Here is a 20,494-nt window from a genome sequence, read left to right as displayed (position 1 = left end):
AGATCGAGTGTTATCGACTCGCTGAGATCTCGGGTGCCGTCAGCCGACCGGGCCGAGCACCACTGCGGAGTTGTTGCCGCCCATGCCCAGCGCGGTCTTCACCGTGATGCCGTCGACACCGCGCCGGACGCCGTCGACCAGATTGGGATGCGCCGGCGCCACGATCGGGGCGGACACCAGCAGCCCGCGCTCGTAACCCAGTGCCGCGACGGCCACTTCGACCCCGGCCGAGGCGGCCTGGCAGTGCCCGGCCAGCGGCTTGAGCGCCACCACCGCCGGGCGATCGTCGAAAAGCTCCGCCAGCAGCGCGGTTTCGGCGGCGTCGCACTGGGCGGTGCCGGAACCGTGCGAATTGAGGTACGCGACCTCGTCGGGACGGACATCGGCGCCGACCAGGGCGCGGCGCACGCACTCGAAGATCTGGGAGTAGGACGGCTCGACGGAGATCACGTGGTGACCGTCGTTGGACATGGCCCCGCCGAGCATCGCCGCATAGGGCCGCTCGGCGTCACGTGTCGCCAGGAACGCGACCGAGGCCTCGCCGAAACCGAAGCCGCGACTGCCCTGCTGGAAGGGGCGGCAGGCGTCGAGGGGGTCGGTGTCGTCCACCGCCGCGCCCAGTACCACGAACGGCTGCACCATCTCCGGAATCCCGGACAGGTCGGTCGCGACCACCAGCACGTCGTCGGCGATGCCCTGGGCCAGCCACAGCTGCGCGGTAACCAGGGCCACGTTCGCCGAGGAGCAGGCGGCGGTCACGTTCATGGCCGGGCCGTGAAACCCGAACTCGCTCATCAGCATCGACACCGGGGTCGACGGAAGTAATCGCAGATAGTCGCGCGAACGCCGCTGCCCGCCGTAGACGGTGTAGAAGTCCCGCCACTCGTAGGCGTCTCCGAGCACGATGGCGTGCAGCAGGCCGACCGTCCGGCCGGGCCGCCAGCCGCGTTCGCGCGCATCGGCCACCGCCTCGCGCGCCGAGCCGATGACCGCGCGTAGGTAGCGGCTGGGCGGTAGCTCCGGATCGCCGCCGTCCGGCACGCGGGCGATCCACCCCTGCCGATCGCGTTCGGGCCCGTACCCTGGAAAGAGCCGGGCTGCGGGTTTGCCGGTCAGCAAACCTTTCCAGAGGGTTTCGCGGCCCCAGCCGTACCCGGTGACAGCGCCGATGCCGGCCAGGGTCATATGATCTTGATGCCGACCTGCGGTCATCGGGACGGGGATGGTGCCAGGCATTTGCATCGCTCCTCTCGGACCGTTGCCCGTAATGATCACCACTCGCGGGCCGATGCTGTGCGGAACTGTAAGTCATTCAATACGGTCGGCAAGGGGCACCAGCGAATTTATAGATAACAGAATGGTGCCGTGCGCCAGTGACGTGTCGGAACGACGATCAGGGGGTGCATGACGTGATGGGTAACGATCGGGCAAATGACTCGGCCGATGCCGAACAGCTGGCCCAGCGATACCGGTCCCTGGTGGATTACAGCCCCGACGGGGTCGTGGTCCACGAGCGTGGCACCGTCGTCTACGCCAACCCGGCAATGCTGCGGCTGCTGGCGGCCGCGGATCCGGACGACGTGATCGGGCAACCGGTCACCAATTTCGTCGAACGAAGTTCCGTCTCTCCCATGCTCGACCGCATTCGCCGCCTCACCATCGCGGGCACCGCGTCCGACCCCGCCGAGATGACGCTGATGCGATGCGACGGCGGCAGCGTCGACGTGGAGACCGTGTCGGTGCTCACCGCCTGGCACGAACACCTCGCCTACCAGGTGGTGGTGCACGACCTCACCGCGCAGCGCCGCGCCGAGGCCGCCCAGCAGCGCGCCGAACAGTTCTTCACCACGGTGGTGTCGCAATTGGACGAGGGGGTGGTGGTGATCGACCGGCACGGACGCATCGAATCCGCCAATCCGGCCGCGCGCCGCATCTTCGGCTACGACTCCGACGATCTGGTCGGCACCCACATCTACGACATCCCGCTGAGCCTGCTGGACGCGAATGCCCAGCCCATGCCCACGTCCTGGTATCCGGTGATCCGCACCCTCGCCACCGGGGAGACGGTGACCCGCTTCGTGTTCGGGCTCGACCGGACCGACGGGCAGCGGCGGTGGCTCTCGGCCAACAGCCGGCTGCTCGATCCCGGCGATCCGGAGTCGGCGGCGGTGTCGTCGTTCAACGACATCACCGAATTCCGCGCCAGCCGAAGGCAATTGGAGTACCAGGCCACCCACGACCCACTCACCGGGCTGGCCAATCGGGCGCTGGTGCTGTCGCGGCTGGCGGCGGCGCTGGGCACCACGGAGACGCTGCCGGTGTCCAGCGTGCTGTTCATCGACCTGGACGGGTTCAAGGCCATCAACGACACCCTCGGGCACGCCATCGGCGACACCGTGCTGCAGATCGTGGCGCAGCGGCTGCAGCGCGGGCTGCGCTCCGACGACATCGTGGGCCGGATCGGCGGTGACGAATTCCTGGTGCTGCTGTCCGGCCGCACCCTGGGCGACGATCTCGACACGCTCATCGCGCGGCTGCGCCAGACCATGGCCGAGCCGATCATCGCGCGCGGGCACCGCATCCAGGTCGACGCCTCGATCGGGGTGACGGACCTGTGCGCGGGCGACAATCGCACCCCGGAGGCCGTCCTGCACGATGCCGACGTGGCCATGTACCGGGCCAAGCCGCCCAACCATCAGAACGGAACCCTCGGACGCCGCAGCGACAGCACCCACGCCTCCTGAACCCGGCAGTTTCGGGGCCTGTTACCTGGCGGTACGGCGCGCGAGGGAATCGCGAACTAGACTCGACAACTCTGTTCTCGATGCTTCGCGCCCCGTACCCAACACGGCGGACGTGGTGAACAAGGAGTTCCGTTTTGCCCGACCTCACCGAGGAGCGTTCCGTGTCCGATTCCGCTAACGCGGCTTCCCCGGACCTGGAGCGCGAGCAGCAGTACCTCACGAAGCTCTACGAACAGCTCGACGGCATGCGCGCCTACGCCCAGCGGCGGCTGCGCACCGTGCTGCTGGAGACCGGCGGCACGCCGCAGGCCCGGAGTGAGCGCGAGTCGTTCACCCAGCTCTACTCCGAGGACCTGGCCAAGTACGACGCCGCCGAACACGGCCTGTGCTTCGGCCGCATCGACATCGCCGAGAACGGTGACAGTGAGCACCGCTACATCGGGCGGATCGGCATCCTCGACGAGAGCGCCGACTACGAGACGCTGCTGCTGGATTGGCGCGCTCCCATGGCCCGGCCCTTCTACCTCGCCACCACCGCCGCGCCCGACGGCGTGACCCGGCGGCGGCACATCCGCTCGCGCAACCGCACGGTCACCGGGGTCAACGACGAGTACCTGGACCTGGATGCCGCGCAGCGCGCCGGGGTGGCCGGCGGCGACGGCGGCGTGGGCAGCGAGAGCGCGCTGCTGGCCGCGCTCAATGCCGCCCGCACCGGGCACATGAACGACATCGTCGAGACCATTCAGAGCGAGCAGGACGCCATCATCCGCTCCGAGCACAAGAGCGTGCTGGTGGTGCAGGGCGGGCCGGGCACCGGCAAGACCGCGGTGGCACTGCACCGTGCGGCCTACCTGCTGTACACCTACCGGCAGCAGCTGGACAAGGCCGGCGTGCTCATCATCGGCCCGAACTCGACGTTCCTGGACTACATCGGCCAGGTGCTGCCCTCGCTGGGTGAGACCGGCGTGCTGCTGTCCACCGTCGGCAACCTGTACCCGGGAGTGCAAGCGACACTGGAGGATTCGCTGCGCGCCGGGGAGCTGAAGGGCTCGCTCGACATGCTCGAGGTGCTCAAGAAGGGGGTGCGGGACTGGCAGGGGGTGCCCCGGGAGCCGATCCAGCTCTACTTCGACGGCCACCAGCTGGAGCTGGACCGCAAGATCGCCACCAAGGCCCGCGGCCGCGCCCGCTCCTCGCGCCGCCCGCACAACCTGGCCCGGCCCGTCTTCGCCGCCGCCGTCGTCGACGCGCTCACCGATCAGCTGGCCGCCGCCATCGGCTCGAACCCGCTGGGCGGGCGAAACCTGTTGAGCCAGACCGATCTCACCGAGATCCGCGACGAGATGCGGGCCGATCCCGAAATCCAGCGCGCCATCGCCGGACTCTGGCCCATCCTCACCCCGCAGGAGGTGCTGGGCGGGCTGTGGGCCGACCCCAAGCGCCTGGCCGATGCCGCCGGGCAGCTGAGCCACGCCGACCGGGCCGAGCTGTACCGGTCCGACAGCGGCGAGTTCAGCGACGCGGACGCGCCCCTGCTGGACGAGCTGGCCGAACTGCTCGGCATCGACGACAGCGAGGAGCGCGAGCGCTCCCGCCGCCGCTGGCGCGCCCAATTGGCCGAGGCCCAGGACGCGCTCGACATCCTCACCGGTTCCGCGCCCCAGGATCTCGAGGACGACCTGGATCCCGAGCTGCTCATGGCCTACGACCTCATCGACGCCTCCCAGCTGGCCGAGCGCCAGCAGGTGCGCACCCGGCAGACCACCGCCGAACGCGCCGCCGGCGACCGCACCTGGACCTACGGCCACGTCATCGTGGATGAGGCGCAGGAGCTTTCGGCCATGGCGTGGCGAATGGTCATGCGCCGCATCCCGAATCGCTGGATCACCGCCGTCGGCGACGTGGCCCAGACCGGCGACCCGGCGGGCGCCTCGTCGTGGCAGCAGGTGCTGGAACCCTATGTGGCCAAACGCTGGAAGCTCACCGAGCTGACGGTCAACTACCGCACCCCGTCGGAGATCATGGCGGTGGCGGCGGATGTACTGACCGCCATCGACCCGGCCGCGCCCGCGCCGCGCTCGGTCCGCGACTCCGGCTTCGAGCCCACCGCGACCCGGGTGGCGGCCTCCGAGCTGGCCGACGAGATCAAGCGGCTGATCGCCGCGGAGGCCGAGCATCCCGGCACCACCGTGGTCATCGCGCCGCACGACCTCGCCCCGGAACTCGCTCACCTGACCGATGATTCGGTGCGCGTGCTCACCGTCCACGACGTGAAGGGCCTGGAGTTCGACGCGGTCATCCTGGCCGAACCGCACCGGATCCTGGACGAATCGCCGCGTGGCCTCAACGACCTGTACGTGGCGCTCACCCGCGCCACCCAGCGCCTGGCGGTCGTGCATTCCGCCGGCCTGCCGGAGGTCCTGCACCGGCTGCGCTGACCAGGACGGCGAACAGCGAAGCGGCCGAGCCCACCTGGGCTCGGCCGCTTCGTTGAAACAGGGGTCCGCTCTCTCGGAACGGAGGTTCGCTCTCTCGGAACGGGTTTGCTCAGCGCACGGTGTGCACGATCAGCACGTCGCAGCGGGACTTGCGGGCCACGTCCGACGGCACCGAGCCGAGCAGGCGGCCGGCCAGGGTGTTGAGGCCGCGGTTACCGACGACGAGCAGGTCGGCCTCCACCTCCTTCACCAGGTCCAGCAGCGACTCGACGGGCTCGCCGACGACGGCCTTCTCCACCACGTTCACCGCGCCGACGGCGACGGCCTTGTCCCGCGCGACGCGCAGGATCTCGCTGGTCGGCGCGGAGCCGCGCACCTGGTAGGCCTCGTCTTTCAGCACGTCCGCGGCCGCGGCCACATCGCGGTCGTCGGTCGGGAAATACGCGCAGGCGATGTACAGCGTGGCGCCCTCGTCGCCGGCCAGAGCCGCGGCCCGCTCGACGGCGACGTACGACGAGTCCGAGCCATCGGTACCGACGACGATCGTCCGGTAGGCGGTCATTTCTCCTCCAAGTACAAGGGTCGGGGCCGCGGAATCCTCGACAGTGGGGTTTTCACCGCGGCAACTTCGCCTGACAATAGCGGCATAACCGGCGGAAATATTCGATATCGCAACACATCACACTTCCGTGGCGTGATCGGGTCCGGACACATTCCGGTTCCCGCCCCGAAGACGGCCGCGGCTACCAGCGAATTTCCCAAGCGCCGCGACGTGGCCCACAATATGCCAACGGTGTTGCCTCCCTGGGAGATTCGTCACAAGCCCGATATCCCCCGGACCGGCCGCGGGCCGTTCGTTGTGACATCGCACAACGAACGGCCCGCGAAACAGTGACTTGGCCTTACCTCACAGCTCGCGATATTCGGCCCACAACCAGCCGAGAATCGCGCTGAGGATGGACATGCGATCCTCTTCCCTCCGGCCGATCAATGACGCGCAATACTAACGCGCCCGGATCGGATCAGAGGCTGAAAAGCGGTCCGGTGAGCGTCAATCCGAGATCCCCGCCGGTGTGGGCGAAGAAGGCGAACAGCATGAGCGCCGCGCCCGCGAGCGCGATGTCCTTGTTGAAGTGCACCATCTCGGTCTGCTTGGCCTCCGCGTCGGTCTCCTTCCAGAAGGTGTGCATGAGGAGGGCGCTCGGCAGCAGGAAGACGAGCAGCAGCAGCGTCCCCAGGTCGGCCCAGACACCCAGCAGCACGCTCAGTCCGCCGGCCAGCAGCAGCACACCCGACGCGGGCACCGCCAACTCGGCCATGGGCACCCCCTTGAACTGCGTGTACTGCACCATCGTCTTCCGCTGCGCGAAATGCCCGAAGCCCGAGCCGAGGAACAGCAGTGCGAACAGGATCCGTCCGATCAGTACCAGCACGTCCATAGCCCGCTCCTTCGATGATCGATATGCCATTGGGTGACACGGCAACCAACTTCTGGGGTACTGACATTATTCCCGGACCAGCAGTTATCAGGATGGTAGCGAGACGCGGGCGTATTCGAGCGGAGGCAGTCCGATCTCCTTGGCGAACTCGTTGGAGAAGTGCGCCTGATCGAAGTAGCCGAGCTCGACCGCCAGCGCGGCCAGATCCGAGGTGCGGCCCTCGGCCAGCAGATGTGCGCCGTCCTGGAGGCGATAGCGGCGCAGCACCCACTTCGGCCCCGCACCGACATAACGGCGGAACAGTCGCTGCAGGGTTCGGACGGGAATGCCGAAACGCTCGGTGACCTGGTCGACCCGGGTCAGATCGCGATCATGCTCCATGGCCTCGATGATGGCCAGCACCTGGCGGTAGGCGGTGTCGTCGCCCCCACCGGCCGCCTCGCGCCGGACCCCGACCAGGAAATCCTCGATCAGGTCCCGGCGGCGTTCGGCATCGGCGGTCGCGAGCACGGCCTCGGAGAGGGCGTCGGCCGCCGGGAAGACATCGGTTGCCGGGACCGAGGTATCACTGAGTGCCCCGACGTCCAGGCCCGTGAACGCGCCGAAGCCGCCGGCCCGGAACTTGACGCCGAAAGTCTCGCCCTCCCCGGCCAACTCACGCACGTACTTGGTGGTCCACACGCCGGTGACGAAGGCGCCGGTACGTTCGTGGGTGCGCTCGAAGGTGAGGTTCACACAGGGGTACGACAGCACCTCGGCCTGGAAGGGCGGCTGGCCCCGGCGATCCCAGCGCACCGCCCAGTACCACTCGACATAGCGGGACACCCGCGGGCTCGCGGGCAGCCGGGAGTGGTTGTTGGCCTGGTTCTGCTGACGAGGCCGCAGAATGCCCTTCGCGGTCTCGGGCGGCGGCACCGGCTGCGGCGAAAACCGGCCTCCGGCAGTGCTTCCACCGGCCCCTTCGGCAGGGTTTCCACTGGTCATCGCGCCTGTCGCTTTCTTACAAGACCATCGCCGCCGCGGCGGCGAGAGTAGTGCGCATGAGCAACGCAGTGAATCCGATCCCCGAGGGCTACCACTCCATCACCTGCTTCCTGGCCGTCCCGGACGCCAATGCGGCCATCGAGTTCTACTCCGCCGTTTTCGGCGCGAAGGTGCTGAGCCGCAACGATCTTCCCGACGGCCAGGCCGCGCACGCCGAACTCCTCATCGGCGACTCCACCATCCAGGTCGGCATGCCCATTCCCGACGAGGGCCTGCGCGCCCCCGCCGACGACTGGGTCCACACCAGCGTCGTCCACTACTGCCCGGATGTGGACGCCGTCTCGAAGCTGGCCTCCGAGAACGGCGCCCGCTTCGTCGCCGAACCCGCCACCTTCGTCACCGGCGACCGCTTCGGCCGGGTCATGGATCCGTTCGGCCACCGCTGGATCGTGATGACCCGCGTCGAGGACGTGTCCCGGGAGGAGGCCGAACGCCGCGTAAACGAGTGGATGGCCCAGCAGGCCTGACAAAGCGACTCCCCCGCCCGGTAGACCATCTACCGGGCGCGGAGCCGGCCCGCCACCTGCCGGTCGACGGTCCTTGCGCCGCAGGCTTTCTCTCACGAGAGGCCGGCGGCGTCCATGCCGCGTAGTTCCTTCTTCAGATCGGCGATCTCATCGCGGAGTCGTCCGGCCAGCTCGAACTGCAGCTCACGGGCCGCGTTCATCATCTGCGCGGTCATGTCCTTGATGAGGTCGGCCAGTTCGGCGCGCGGCATGTTCTTCACATCGCGGCCCTCGTAGACACCGGCGCTCACCGCCCGGCCGGGCTCGCCCTGGGCGCGGCGGCCGCGGCTGACATTGCGACCCGAGCCGCCCACCTCGACCTCGGTCTCCTCGGCCTCGCGATACACCTGGTCGAGAATGTCGGCGATCTTCTTGCGCAACGGTTTCGGGTCGATGCCGCGCTCTTCGTTGTAGGCGATCTGCTTGGCCCGCCGGCGTTCGGTCTCGTCGATGGCGTGGCGCATGGAGTCGGTGATCTTGTCCGCGTACATGTGGACCTCGCCCGAGACATTGCGCGCCGCACGGCCGATGGTCTGGATGAGGCTGGTGGACGAACGCAGGAAGCCTTCCTTGTCCGCATCGAGAATCGCCACCAGTGAAACCTCGGGCAGGTCCAGTCCCTCACGCAGCAGGTTGATGCCGACCAGTACGTCGTATTCACCCAGCCGCAGTTGCCGCAGCAATTCGACGCGGCGCAGGGTGTCGATCTCCGAGTGCAGATAGCGCACGCGCACGCCGAGTCCCAGCAGATAGTCCGTGAGATCCTCGGCCATCTTCTTGGTCAGCGTGGTGACCAGCACGCGCTCGTTGCGCTCGGTGCGCAGCCGGATCTCGTGCACCAGATCGTCGATCTGCCCCTTGGTCGGCTTGACCACCACCTGCGGATCCACCAGGCCGGTGGGCCGAATGACCTGCTCGACGAATTCGCCGCCGGTCTGGCCCAATTCGTACGGGCCGGGCGTGGCCGACAGGTACACCGCCTGCCCGATCCGATCGGCGAACTCCTCCCAGGTGAGCGGCCGGTTGTCCACCGCCGACGGCAGCCGGAAGCCGTACTCCACCAGGTTCCGCTTGCGCGACATATCGCCCTCGTACATGCCGCCGATCTGCGGCACGGTCACATGCGATTCGTCGATGACGAGCAGGAAATCCTCAGGGAAGTAATCCAGCAGCGTGGCCGGCGCGGTTCCGGCGGCACGGCCGTCGATATGCCGCGAATAATTCTCGATACCGGAGCAGAAACCGACCTGCTTGATCATCTCCAGGTCGTATTGGGTGCGCATCCGAAGTCGTTGCGCCTCCAGCAATTTGCCCTGCTTCTCCAAATCCGCGAGCCGCTCGTCGAGCTCCGCTTCGATATCCCGCACGGCCCGCTCCATGCGTTCCGGGCCCGCCACATAGTGGGTGGCCGGGAAGATCCGGACCATATCCACCTGACGCACCACATCACCGGTGAGTGGGTGCAGATAGTAGAGCGCCTCGATCTCGTCACCGAAGAATTCGATGCGCACCGCCAATTCCTCATAAGAGGGAATGATTTCGACGGTGTCGCCGCGCACCCGGAAACTGCCGCGGGTGAACGACATGTCATTGCGGGTGTATTGCACATCCACCAGCAGGCGCAGCAGCCGATCGCGATCGATCTCGGTGCCGACCTCCAGCTGCACCGACCGATCCAGGTACGACTGCGGCGTGCCGAGGCCGTAGATGCACGACACGGACGCGACCACCACCACATCCCGCCGCGAGAGCAGGCTCGACGTGGCCGAGTGCCGCAGCCGCTCGACATCGTCGTTGATCGAGCTGTCCTTCTCGATATAAGTGTCGGTCTGCGCGATGTAGGCCTCGGGCTGGTAGTAGTCGTAGTACGAGACGAAGTACTCGACCGCATTGTTCGGCAGCATCTCCCGCAGCTCATTGGCCAGCTGCGCGGCCAGGGTCTTGTTCGGCGCCATGACCAGCGTGGGCCGCTGCAACCGCTCGATCAGCCAGGCCGTGGTGGCCGACTTACCGGTACCAGTGGCGCCCAGCAGCACCACATCCTTCTCGCCGCCCCGGATGCGCCGCTCGAGGTCCTCGATAGCGGCGGGCTGGTCACCGGCCGGCCGATGCTCGCTGACGACCTGGAACTGCCCGTCGACGCGCTCGACGTCGCCGATGGGCCGGTGCTCGGAATGAGCCAGCGGCAGGTCGTCCGGGATCTCGGTTGCAAACGCCATGACCCCAGCCTAGGACCCCTCACCGACAATCCCGCCTCCCCGCGCTTTCAGCGGACGGCTGAGAGCCGTTGACAGTGACAACCCGCGCCGGCGGTTGGGTGCCGAACCGAATCTGGTCGTCCCCGGCGAGTTACCCTCGCCTCACGAAATCAGTCGTCGCTTCGGGCACGGTTGCCGGGGTCTAACTCCGTGTCGGCAAGGTCGCCCCTGCTCGGTTCCCCATGGCACGCACACGGTTTCGTAAACCATCGGTAAATGTCCGAATTGACCGTTACCCCAAGGGTTTTCGTGCCGCCGGTGTCGCATAGATCTCAGTCGGTTCACGACGGTTTGAATCACGGTTCCCGGGTGTACTCTGAGCTCGCTGGTCGCACGATTCGAGAAGAGGCAGGGCGATGACCGGTCTGCATACGCCACAGCGGAATTCCACCAATGGCGCACACCCCTACGGCACGATCGGCAACACTCCTCCGGTGTCTCCGCATCGCCCAAGACTCGAATACTTCAATCTCGCGGATCTGTCGTGGACCGATTATCGCGGGTTTCTCCATCCCGTGGAGCGTTTACATGCAGAACCGTTCGGTCTGTATGTCGAACGGACAGTGGACAATCCACGTTTCCACTACATCGAGTCCTGGCTGCTGCCCGAGCTCACGCTGCGCGCCACGGTCTACCACCTGCGGCCCGGCCACGATCGCAGCCAGACCTACTACCTCGACATCGGCGAGTACGGCCCGTGCGAGGCCAAGAAGTGGCGGGCCGAGAGCCACTACCTGCACGTGGTGGCGCGCCGCGGCCAGGCGCCCGAGCTGGTCGGCATCGACCAGCTGCTGAGCGCCCATGCCGCAGGACATTTCGACACCGCGCGCACCCATCTCACCATCGAGCGGGCCGCCGCCGTGGTGGACGGCATCGCCGGCTGCGGTCACGATGTCGACCGCTGGCTGGCCGGCCAGGGCATCACGCTCAGCTGGCTGTAGAGACAAACCCGCCCGGTCGCGACACGGACCGGGCGGGCTCGAACGGGTCTGTCCGTCCTCCGACTAGCCGGACAGGCTCGGCAGCAGTCCGTTCAGGCCGCAGCCGAAGCTACCGAAGCTGCTGGCCGGATCCACCTGCACGGTGATCGACTTCGAGATGAGGGTCTGGGTGGCCTTCAGCTCGTGCGAACCGGCGGTGCTCGGGGTCCAGTTGATGGTGACCTTGTTGCTCAGCAACGAGGGCGACACCGGGCTGCCGGTCAGCTCGACGCCATTGTCGGTGAACGACACCGAGGTCAGGCGGTCGACCTCGACGCTCGCGGTGAGCGTGTAGGAGCAGCCGACATTGTGGGTGGAGCCCGACACCTCCAGATTGGACGGCCAGGCACCGGCCTGCGGAGCGACCAGGACGACGGTCCCGGCCACCGCGCCGAAGGTCGTCAATCCCATGCCGACCCGGCGAGCACGGGTTGTGTGTGCGTTCATGCAGTACTTCCCTTGGGTTGAGGCACCCGCCCAGGCGCGGCGAGTGTCGTGCGCGACGAAACGGCGCAGCCGCACATTAGCGAAACACGACCGCTTCAGATCAGGTTTTCGGAAAATTCGCCCCGGTCGGCGCCGGATTCCAGCAATCTGGCGGCGACGCGACCTCCGCTCCCCTGGACGACCGCCGCCCGACACGCGATGCTGAATGGCATGACTCGGGCACCCGCGGTAGATCTGCACCGACCCAAGGTGGAGTACTTCAATATCGACGAGCTCACCAATATCGATCCCAAGGGTTTCGTGCGGCAGGTGGAGCGGTACCAGGTCGAGCCATGGGGGATGTACATGGCCCGCACCTCTGACCATCCCGAGTTCCACTACATCGAATCCTGGCTGCTGCCAACAGTGTCCATCCGCGCCACCGTGTTCCACTTCACCCCCGCGCACCGGCGCGACCAGGACTACTACATCGACATCGGCGAATTCGCGCAGGTCGGCCCGAAGCAGTGGAAGTCCGTCGACCACTACCTGGACCTGGTGGTCCGCCAGGGCCGCGAGGTCGAACTGCTGGACGTGGACGAGCTGCTCGCCGCGCACGCCGCCGGCTACGTCACCCTGTCCGAGGCTCAGCAGGCCATCGAGTCGGCCACCTCGACCATCGACGGAATCGCCGCGCACGGCCACAGTTTCGAGGCCTGGCTGGCATCCGAGGGCATCACGCTGACCTGGATGTAGGCCCGAGACAGCGGGGCCGTCCGCACCGAGGGGTGCAGACGGCCCCTCTACCGTCGAGGCGGCTCCGGCGGCCGGGTCAGACGCCGAGGATCAGATTGACCGGACGGCCCGGGTCGGCGTTCGCATGCAGCCGCTCCCCCGCCGCAAGATCCACACCCGACGCGGCGGGCAGCGCGTCCCCCGCGGCGGCCGGCGGGAAACCGATGTCCGTCAGCCGATCCCGCAGGCCGTCCACGGCGGCGCCGTCGGTGACCGTGATCCGGATGTCGAGGACATCGGCGGCCGGTTTGCCCGCCACCGAGGTCGGCCCGACGTGTTCGATGCTTCGCGCGTCCGCGCCGCACGCCACGGCGAGCCGTGTGATCACCCGCTGAGCCTGCACGGGCCACTCCGGATTCGCCTCCACCACGGACAGTTCCGGCCGGGCGGCGGGCGTACGGGTGCGCAGGTTGCGTTCGAAGGGAACCAGGCGCTCGTCCCACAGCCGGTGCACCTCGGCATCGATGACGCCGGTCGCGCCATTGTTGTCGAGCAGCACGTCGGCCACGGCTCGGCGCTGGGCGTCGGTGGCCTGGGCGGCGATGCGGGCGCGAGCGTCGGCCTCGTCGATGCCGCGGAACTCCACCAGGCGGCGGAGCCGGGTCTCCTCGGCGGCATCCACGATGACCACCAGGTTCATGAAGGGCGCGAGGCCGTTCTCGACCAGCAGCGGAATGTCCTGCACCACAATGCCGTCCGCGGGGGCGGCGGCGATGAGCTCGGCGGTGCGCCGGCCGACCAGCGGGTGGGTAATGCCGTTGAGGGTGGCGCGGGCCTCGTCCGAGGCGAAGGCCTTGGCCGCCAGGGCCGGCCGGTCAAGGCTGCCGTCGGTGGCGAGGATGTCCGCACCGAAGGCCGCGACCAGGGCGGCCAGCCCCTCGGTGCCGGGCGCGACCACCTCGCGGGCGATGACGTCACTGTCCACCAGGACGGCTCCGCGCTCGGTGAGAATGCGGGCCACGGTGGATTTGCCCGCGCCCATGCCTCCGGTGAGACCGATTCGCAACATTCATTCAGTCTCGCATCAGCGCCGGTCATCGCGCCCATCAGGGTTACCCCCTCCGGGCTGCGGTTTCACCTGCAAGCGCAGTACTTGGCCATTCCGTGACACCCATGAGACCGTTTCGCAACTTTTTCGAAGAATACGGACCGTTTGTCGGCAAGATTCCGACACGCCGGGGCGAACGTCGCGCAATATTCGGTGACGCACACTTTTGTTCGGCTATGGTTCGCCGCAGGCGATCTTAGGCCGGTAACACGCAAGAGAAGGAACATCAGTGGGCACCAAAAAACTCCAGACGGGTCGCCACCGTCTGGGCCTGGCGGGCACCGTGCATTGCATCGAGATCCCCGCCGTCGCAGCCGCTCTCGTCGAGCACCGTCGTTCCTGGCTGAGCACACTGCTCAACCCGGCCCGGCACAGCGTCGCGGCCCAGCGAAAACGGTCGCCCGAGACTCGCGTCGTGCGGCGCTGGGTACCCGCCACCGCCGGCTGATCCGGCGCGGCCGGCTGATCCGCCGCCCGAGTTGATCCGCTCCCCCGAAACACACAGTGGCCCGGTCCGATTCGGACCGAGCCACCCTTTTGCGTGCGTGTCGCACGGTGCCTTTGTGCGCGTGCCACACGGTGCCGCCGGGGCGTTCGCCCAGCGGCACCGGAACTCCTACACGATTCCGCTGGGCCGACGCCGTGTGCCGGGATCCTGCTTGGGCATGGAGTTCGGCGGCACCGGATAGGGCGTGCCGACGGTCGCGGTGCCCAGGGCGATATTCGGCCCGCACTGCGCCACGGCGGCGTCGACCTTCCGATTCGCCGGAGCGAACGCGGGTTTCGTGGCGTCCGGGGCCGAGGCGAAGTCGAAGGCCGAGGTCATATCGCCGGTCACGCCGCGTCGCCACGCGGTCAGGTTGGGCACGTCGACCCCGAAGCGGCGCTCGATCAGGCGCAGCTGCGAGGTGTGGTCGAAGGTCTCCGAGGCCACCAGGCCGCCGCGGCTGTAGGGCGAAACCACCAGGCAGGGAACGCGATAGCCGAGGCCGATCGGACCGGTGACGCCCTCGAACTTCTTGTCGGTCGGCACCGTGATGAACTCACCGGGCGTGCCGGCGGGCGGGGTCGGCGGGGTGACGTGGTCGAAGAAACCGCCGTTCTCGTCGTAGCTGATGATCAGTGCGGTCTTCTCCCACACCGCCGGATTCGAGGTGAGGATGTCGAGCACCTGCATGATGCCGACCGCGCCGAAGGCCGGGGGCAGTGCCGGGTGCTCGCAGTTGAGCAGCGGCGGAATCACCCACGACACGGACGGCAGCTGGTTGGCGGCGACGTCGGCGGCGAAGTCCTGCGGGTAGGCCGGGGCCTTACCGCGGCGTGCCAGTTCGGAATTCGGGTCGGCCGCCTGCTTGAAGCAGCCCATCATGCCGTCCAGCAGGACCGAGGACAGCGGGCCGATATCGCGGTTGTTGTAGATCTTCCAGCTGACCCCGGCCTCGGAGAGGTTCTCCGGCATGGTCCGCCAGCTGTAGGTGTTCTGCGGGATCAGCGTCGGGGTCTCGAGCAGCGGTCCGCCATTGAGTCCGTCCGGGTCGATGGTCGCGGAGACCCAGTACAGGCGGTTGGGGTCGGTCGGGCCGAGCACCGAGCAGTAGTAGCTGTCGCACACGGTGAAGGCATCGGCCAGGTCCCAGTGCACCGGAATGTCGCCCTGGGTGTAGTAACCCATTGCGGCGGGGCCGTTTCCGGCGCCGACCGAGGCGATCGACATGGGCATCCAGCCGTCGTTGCGGCCATTGTTCCAGGCCTTGTGCATGCCGACCCAGCTGTGGTCGGGGTCGTTGATGCATTCGCCGTCGAGGGTCGCGCCGCGGGTGGTGTCGAGGCGGAAGGGGTTGATGAAGCCGTCCGCGGTCGGGCCGACGCCGGGCGCGTACCCGTACTGGTTCCAGGCCGGGGACGGGTCGTCGAAGCCGCGCACGCCGGACATGGTGCCGAAGTAGTGGTCGAAGGACCGGTTCTCCTGCATGAGCAGCACGATGTGCTCGATGTCGCCGAGCCCGCCCATACCGGCCGGATCCGCGGCGTAGGCCCGCTCGATGATCGGTCCGGCCAGTGCGGCGAGCGAGGCCGCACCGCCCGTGGCCATGGCTTTCGCCAGAAAGTCGCGCCTGTTGATTCCGGCGAACACGCCCATACTCCGGTAGTGCCTTCCCGCTAGGAGTGAAAGGAATTGAACGCGGCGAACACACCCGGTCGCCCGTCCAGTCCGCATCCAACCTTCGAATGGTGACGGCTCAGCGAACCATTCGTAACCGTAGTGAGTCCAGTCGTGGATTCCTGGCAGTGACTTGCACCTCATTGCCGGGTCGGCCTAAGCTGTCGGCCATACCTGAGAGTGACTTTCAGGTATCGACCATGGGAGCCTCCATGACACGTCCGGCGCTCGCCGATCCGCCCCGATTCCCGGACTCCGCACCGCGATTCGGCGTCGTCGGGCGCTGGGGCGAATTCATGGCCCGGCATCCCCGAATCGTGATCGGCGTGTGGCTGGTGCTGATCGTGGCGTGCGGCGCGGCGTATCCGGCCCTGCACGCGCGACTGGGCGCACCCGACTACAGCGTGCCGGGATCCGCCTCGGCCACCACCGAAGACCGCGTCGCACAACACTTCTCGCAGCTCGGCGCGGAGCAGGACCTGATCGTGCTGCATTCGGACCGATACACCGTGGACGACCCGCGTTTCCGGGCGGCCATCGAACGCGTGCTGGGCGCGGCCCGCGGGGTGCCCGGCGTCGCGGGCGCGATCGGGCCGTTCGAAGGCGATGCGAGACAGCAGATCTCCGCCGACCGGCACACCGCGCTCGGCGTCGCGGGCATCGACGGCGGCATGTCCGATCGGATCGACGTGGCCGCCCGCCTGCAGACCGCGCTGACCGCCGCCTCCGATGCGGAGGTGCGGGCCGGCCTGACCGGATACTCACCGGTCGAGGGCGAACTGATCCGGAGGGAGACCGCCGACATCACGCGCGGCGAGGCCATCGGCCTGCCGATCGCGGCGGTCGTGCTGGTGCTGGCGCTCGGCGCGGCCGTCGCCGCCACCCTCCCCATCTCGGTCACCGCCGCCGGGATCGCGCTCGCCGTGGGCGTGCTGTTCGGGCTGGCCGGTCTGCTGACCTTCGACTCCTTCGTGCTGTCGGTGGCGACCATGATCGGCACCGGCACCGCCATCGACTACGCCATGTTCCTGGTGAGCCGATTCAACGAGGAACTCACCCGGCGCGGGGTGCGGGATCGCAAGGCTCGCCGGGAGATTCGGGCCGCCATCGGCGCGACCTTCGACACCACGGGCCGTACCATCCTGGCCTCCGGGCTCATCGTCATGATCTCGCTGTGCTCGCTGACCGTGGTCGGCCTGCCCATGCTCGATGGCGTGGCGCTGGGTGTGGTGACCGCGGTGACGGGCACCCTGGCCGCCGCCTTCACGCTGCTGCCCGCCCTGCTGTCCGTACTCGGCCCGGCCGTCAATCGGGGTGCGCTGCCCGCGCGGTTGCGCCCGGCCGAGACCCGATCGACGGCGGCGTCGAGCGCCTGGGCGCGCTGGGCGCACCTGGTGATGGGCAGACCGGTGGTGTTCGGCGTGCTCGGAATGGCGCTGCTGGTCGCGGCGGCACTGCCGATCGCGGGTATCCGCTACGGGATCGACATGGGCCTGAACTCGCTGGGCGATCGGCCCACCGGACAGGCGACTCGCCTGGTGCAGAACGACTTCGGCCCCGGCCTGCTCTCCCCCATCCAGGTCGTGGCCGCCGGACCCGATGACACCGCGCTATCTGCCGACGGCCGCACCGAGGTGCTGCGCCTGGTGACCGATCTGGCCCGGGATCCCCGGGTGGCCACCGTGCTCCCCCAGCAGGCCGATGGCCGCTACCTGGCGACCATCGTCCCCAGGGACGCCTTCGACTCGACGACCGTCGGCACGCTCACCACCGATATCCGTTCCCGTGCAGCGACTGTCGAGTCCGCCGAGGTCCTGGTGGGTGGAACGCCGGCGATGTTCACCGATGTGTCGCAGTTGATCTCACGTGGCTTCCCGTGGGTCATCGCCCTGGTCCTGACCGCCTCGCTGGTCTTCCTGACGGTGACCTTCCGCTCGATCGTGCTGGCGCTGAAGGCGATCCTGCTGAATCTGCTGGCCACCGGTGCGGCCCTGGGCATTACGGTCACCGTCTTCCAGCACGGTGCCGGCCAGGCCGTGCTGGGTTTCCACAGCGCCGGCTTCCTCCAGGTCTTCCTGCCCATGCTGGTCTTCGCCGTCCTGTTCGGATTGTCCATGGACTACGAGGTTTTCCTCATCCGGCGTATGAAGGAGGCCTGGGAGCGCACCCACGACAATGCCACCGCCGTCGCCGAGGGCCTGCAGCGCACCGCCCGGCCCATCACCGCGGCGGCGGCCATCATGGTCGCGGTGTTCGCCAGTTTCCTGAGCGCGGATGTCATGGAGCTGAAGGAGATCGGCTTCGCCCTGGCGGTCGCGGTCGCCATCGACGCGGTGATCGTCCGCCTGATCCTGGTCCCGGCCTGCATGCGGCTGCTGGGCCGCTGGAACTGGTGGCTGCCGACTCCGCGCCGTCAGCGGAACATGGCCTCCAGCGCGACCACGATGGATTCGACGACTTCGCGGTAGACGTCGCGCAGCCGCGCGGCGAAACCCGTTCCGGCCCAATGGTCCAGCGCCGCCATGGAACCCCAGATGGCGATCGCGGCGGCCAGCCGCATCTGCACGTCGTTGCGGTCGCGGCCGGTACGGTCGGCGAGCAGTATTCGGAACTGGTCCTCGAGCTCCCGCATCTGCTGCGCCTGTCCGAGTTTCACCTCGGGAATGGTCCGGACATAGCCCATGCGCAGCCGCGTCCGGTACTCGACCTCATCGGTCACGATCTCGTCGATGAGTACGGGGATGAGCGGCCGCGCGGCCGCCAAAAGGTCCAGGGGAGCCCGGGTTTCGCCGCCACCGACCGTCCGCACGATTTCCAGGAGCTTCGGATCGGTCTCGTCGTAGAGGACCAGATTCTCCTTGGTCCCGAAATATCGGTAGATCGAACTCGGTGACACACCCGCGGCACCCGCCACCCGTTCGACGGTGACCTCCCGATACCCGTGCTCGTCGAACAACTCCAGCGCTACCCGCTGGATACGGCCCATGGCCTCGATCTTGCGGCGCTCCCACAGCGATGGGCTCGACTCGACGGTGGATTCGGACATGTCACTTCCGAGAATAGCGAAGGTCCCCGAGCCATCGGCTCGGGGACCTTCGACTATCGCTTATCGCGTGTCAGCGAATCAGGCGTTGCCCGACAGCTTCTCGCGCAGCGCAGCCAGCTGGGCGTCGCTCGCGAGCGAGCCACCGGCCGGCTCGGAGGACGAAGCCGCAGCCTGCGAACCCGACTCCGAGGAGTAGTTCGACGGACCACCGTTGGCAGCCTCGGCGGCGGCGTCGGCGGCCATCTTCTCCATCTGAGCGGTGTGCATCTTGTGGCGACGCTCGGCCTCGGCGTACCGGGTCTCCCACTCCTCACGCTGCTTCTCGAAGCCCTCGAGCCATTCGTTGGTCTCGGAGTCGAAGCCCTCGGGGAAGATGTAGTTGCCCTGGTCGTCGTAGCTGTCGGCCATGCCGTACTTCGACGGGTCGAACTCGGCGGTGTAGTCCTCGTTGGCCTGCTTCAGCGACAGCGAGATCCGGCGACGCTCGAGGTCGATGTCGATGACCTTGACCATGGCGTCGTCGCCGACGGCCACAACCTGGTCCGGGACCTCGACGTGGCGCTCGGCCAGCTCGGAGATGTGCACCAGGCCCTCGATGCCCTCTTCGACGCGCACGAACGCACCGAACGGAACCAGCTTGGTGACCTTGCCCGGCACGATCTGGCCGATCGCGTGGGTGCGGGCGAACTGACGCCACGGGTCTTCCTGGGTCGCCTTGAGCGACAGGGAGACACGCTCGCGGTCCAGGTCGACGTCGAGAACCTCGACGGTGACCTCGTTGCCGACCTCGACAACCTCGGACGGGTGGTCGATGTGCTTCCAGGACAGCTCGGAGACGTGCACCAGACCGTCCACGCCACCCAGGTCCACGAAGGCACCGAAGTTGACGATGGAGGAGACCACACCCTTGCGGACCTGGCCCTTCTGCAGCTGGTGCAGGAACTCGCTGCGGACCTCGGACTGGGTCTGCTCGAGCCAGGCACGACGCGACAGGACCACGTTGTTGCGGTTCTTGTCGAGCTCGATGATCTTGGCCTCGATCTCCTTGCCGACGTACGGCTGGAGGTCGCGCACGCGACGCATCTCGACCAACGATGCCGGGAGGAAGCCGCGCAGACCGATGTCCAGGATCAGGCCGCCCTTGACGACCTCGATGACGGTGCCCTTGACGGCCTCGTCCTTCTCCTTGAGCTCCTCGATCGTGCCCCAGGCCCGCTCGTACTGAGCGCGCTTCTTCGACAGGATCAGGCGGCCTTCCTTGTCCTCCTTGGTGAGAACGAGGGCCTCGACCTCATCGCCCACGGAAACGACCTCAGCCGGGTCGACATCGTGCTTGATGGACAGTTCGCGAGACGGGATCACGCCTTCGGTCTTGTAACCGATGTCGAGAAGGACCTCATCGCGATCGACCTTGACGATGGTTCCTTCGACGATGTCGCCGTCGTTGAAGTACTTGATGGTCTTGTCGATGGCGGCGAGGAAGTCCTCGGCAGTGCCGATGTCGTTGACGGCAACCTGCGGCGAGGTGACAGTGGTGGGCATGTGTTGGGAGGCTCCGGACGGATTGTGGTCGGTAGTGGACATGTGGACTTTCGGTATTGCTGCGAAC

16 protein-coding genes and 1 pseudogene are annotated in these 20,494 nt (G+C 67.6%); 7 read left to right on the top strand and 10 right to left on the bottom strand.

Translation table 11 applies throughout. The features are described 5' to 3' along the window. Window positions 1-39 precede the first annotated feature (39 nt). The gene (locus tag ACFXIV_RS34980; RefSeq protein ID WP_379402182.1) at window positions 40-1,236 is read right to left on the bottom strand and encodes a beta-ketoacyl synthase N-terminal-like domain-containing protein; all 1,197 of its coding nucleotides are present in this window, start codon (window positions 1,234-1,236) and stop codon (window positions 40-42) included. A gap of 164 nt (window positions 1,237-1,400) precedes the next feature. On the opposite strand from ACFXIV_RS34980, the gene ACFXIV_RS34975 reads away from it, so the two are divergent. Further along, complete coding sequence (locus ACFXIV_RS34975) at window positions 1,401-2,744, top strand: diguanylate cyclase domain-containing protein (protein ID WP_379402181.1); 1,344 nt, start codon at window positions 1,401-1,403, stop codon at window positions 2,742-2,744. Between the two features lie 161 nt (window positions 2,745-2,905). Further along, window positions 2,906-5,182 carry a HelD family protein gene (locus tag ACFXIV_RS34970; RefSeq protein ID WP_379402180.1) on the top strand — a complete coding sequence of 759 codons (2,277 nt, stop codon included), beginning with the start codon at window positions 2,906-2,908 and terminating at the stop codon, window positions 5,180-5,182. Between the two features lie 109 nt (window positions 5,183-5,291). On the opposite strand, the gene ACFXIV_RS34965 is transcribed toward ACFXIV_RS34970, so the two are convergent. From ACFXIV_RS34965 to ACFXIV_RS34955, 3 genes are all read right to left on the bottom strand, one after another. Next, the gene (locus ACFXIV_RS34965) at window positions 5,292-5,744 is read right to left on the bottom strand and encodes a universal stress protein (protein WP_354846161.1); all 453 of its coding nucleotides are present in this window, start codon (window positions 5,742-5,744) and stop codon (window positions 5,292-5,294) included. A gap of 460 nt (window positions 5,745-6,204) precedes the next feature. Next, a complete protein-coding gene (locus tag ACFXIV_RS34960) occupies window positions 6,205-6,621 on the bottom strand; it encodes a DoxX family protein (RefSeq protein WP_379402179.1) in 417 nt (138 codons plus the stop codon). An 87-nt stretch (window positions 6,622-6,708) separates the two neighbouring features. Continuing rightward, window positions 6,709-7,605: a DUF6597 domain-containing transcriptional factor gene (locus ACFXIV_RS34955; RefSeq protein WP_379402178.1), complete on the bottom strand. Its 897-nt coding sequence runs from the start codon at window positions 7,603-7,605 to the stop codon at window positions 6,709-6,711. A 56-nt stretch (window positions 7,606-7,661) separates the two neighbouring features. Between ACFXIV_RS34955 and ACFXIV_RS34950 the strand changes: the two genes are divergently transcribed. Beyond that, entirely contained in the window at window positions 7,662-8,132 is a 471-nt protein-coding gene (locus tag ACFXIV_RS34950; protein ID WP_364619470.1) for a VOC family protein, read from the top strand. A gap of 92 nt (window positions 8,133-8,224) precedes the next feature. On the opposite strand, the gene uvrB is transcribed toward ACFXIV_RS34950, so the two are convergent. Further along, entirely contained in the window at window positions 8,225-10,390 is a 2,166-nt protein-coding gene (gene uvrB, locus ACFXIV_RS34945) for an excinuclease ABC subunit UvrB (protein ID WP_379402177.1), read from the bottom strand. Window positions 10,391-10,785: 395 nt separating this feature from the next. On the opposite strand from uvrB, the gene ACFXIV_RS34940 reads away from it, so the two are divergent. Then, the gene (locus ACFXIV_RS34940; RefSeq protein WP_379402176.1) at window positions 10,786-11,370 is read left to right on the top strand and encodes a DUF402 domain-containing protein; all 585 of its coding nucleotides are present in this window, start codon (window positions 10,786-10,788) and stop codon (window positions 11,368-11,370) included. Window positions 11,371-11,433: 63 nt separating this feature from the next. Here ACFXIV_RS34940 and ACFXIV_RS34935 read toward each other — a convergent pair whose 3' ends face one another. Further along, window positions 11,434-11,856, bottom strand: a complete 423-nt coding sequence (locus tag ACFXIV_RS34935; protein ID WP_354846146.1) for a hypothetical protein — start codon at window positions 11,854-11,856, stop codon at window positions 11,434-11,436. Window positions 11,857-12,066: 210 nt separating this feature from the next. Between ACFXIV_RS34935 and ACFXIV_RS34930 the strand changes: the two genes are divergently transcribed. Beyond that, a complete protein-coding gene (locus ACFXIV_RS34930) occupies window positions 12,067-12,591 on the top strand; it encodes a DUF402 domain-containing protein (protein WP_379402175.1) in 525 nt (174 codons plus the stop codon). Window positions 12,592-12,688: 97 nt separating this feature from the next. Here ACFXIV_RS34930 and coaE read toward each other — a convergent pair. After that, window positions 12,689-13,639: pseudogene (gene coaE, locus ACFXIV_RS34925) on the bottom strand (dephospho-CoA kinase); the annotation flags it as partial. A gap of 268 nt (window positions 13,640-13,907) precedes the next feature. Here coaE and ACFXIV_RS34920 point away from each other — a divergent pair. Further along, window positions 13,908-14,126, top strand: coding sequence for a hypothetical protein (locus ACFXIV_RS34920; protein ID WP_364619486.1), 219 nt, complete (start codon window positions 13,908-13,910; stop codon window positions 14,124-14,126). 168 nt (window positions 14,127-14,294) lie between these two features. Here ACFXIV_RS34920 and ACFXIV_RS34915 read toward each other — a convergent pair whose 3' ends face one another. Beyond that, a complete protein-coding gene (locus tag ACFXIV_RS34915) occupies window positions 14,295-15,818 on the bottom strand; it encodes a phospholipase C (protein ID WP_379402174.1) in 1,524 nt (507 codons plus the stop codon). A gap of 233 nt (window positions 15,819-16,051) precedes the next feature. On the opposite strand from ACFXIV_RS34915, the gene ACFXIV_RS34910 reads away from it, so the two are divergent. Then, window positions 16,052-18,307 (top strand): MMPL family transporter, encoded by a 2,256-nt coding sequence (locus ACFXIV_RS34910; protein ID WP_379402173.1) that lies wholly within the window; start codon window positions 16,052-16,054, stop codon window positions 18,305-18,307. Here ACFXIV_RS34910 and ACFXIV_RS34905 read toward each other — a convergent pair. Together ACFXIV_RS34905 and rpsA are read right to left on the bottom strand one after the other, a co-directional pair. Further along, window positions 18,253-18,885 (bottom strand): TetR/AcrR family transcriptional regulator, encoded by a 633-nt coding sequence (locus ACFXIV_RS34905; protein ID WP_379402172.1) that lies wholly within the window; start codon window positions 18,883-18,885, stop codon window positions 18,253-18,255. The two genes, ACFXIV_RS34910 and ACFXIV_RS34905, sit on opposite strands and share 55 nt — an antisense overlap. Window positions 18,886-18,963: 78 nt before the next feature. Further along, window positions 18,964-20,427, bottom strand: coding sequence for a 30S ribosomal protein S1 (gene rpsA, locus ACFXIV_RS34900; protein WP_040856871.1), 1,464 nt, complete (start codon window positions 20,425-20,427; stop codon window positions 18,964-18,966). Window positions 20,428-20,494: the final 67 nt, after the last annotated feature.

It is taken from the genome of Nocardia sp. NPDC059236, from assembly GCF_042754085.1.
Taxonomy (GTDB): domain Bacteria; phylum Actinomycetota; class Actinomycetes; order Mycobacteriales; family Mycobacteriaceae; genus Nocardia.
This window is presented reverse-complemented; position numbering and strand designations above follow the sequence as displayed.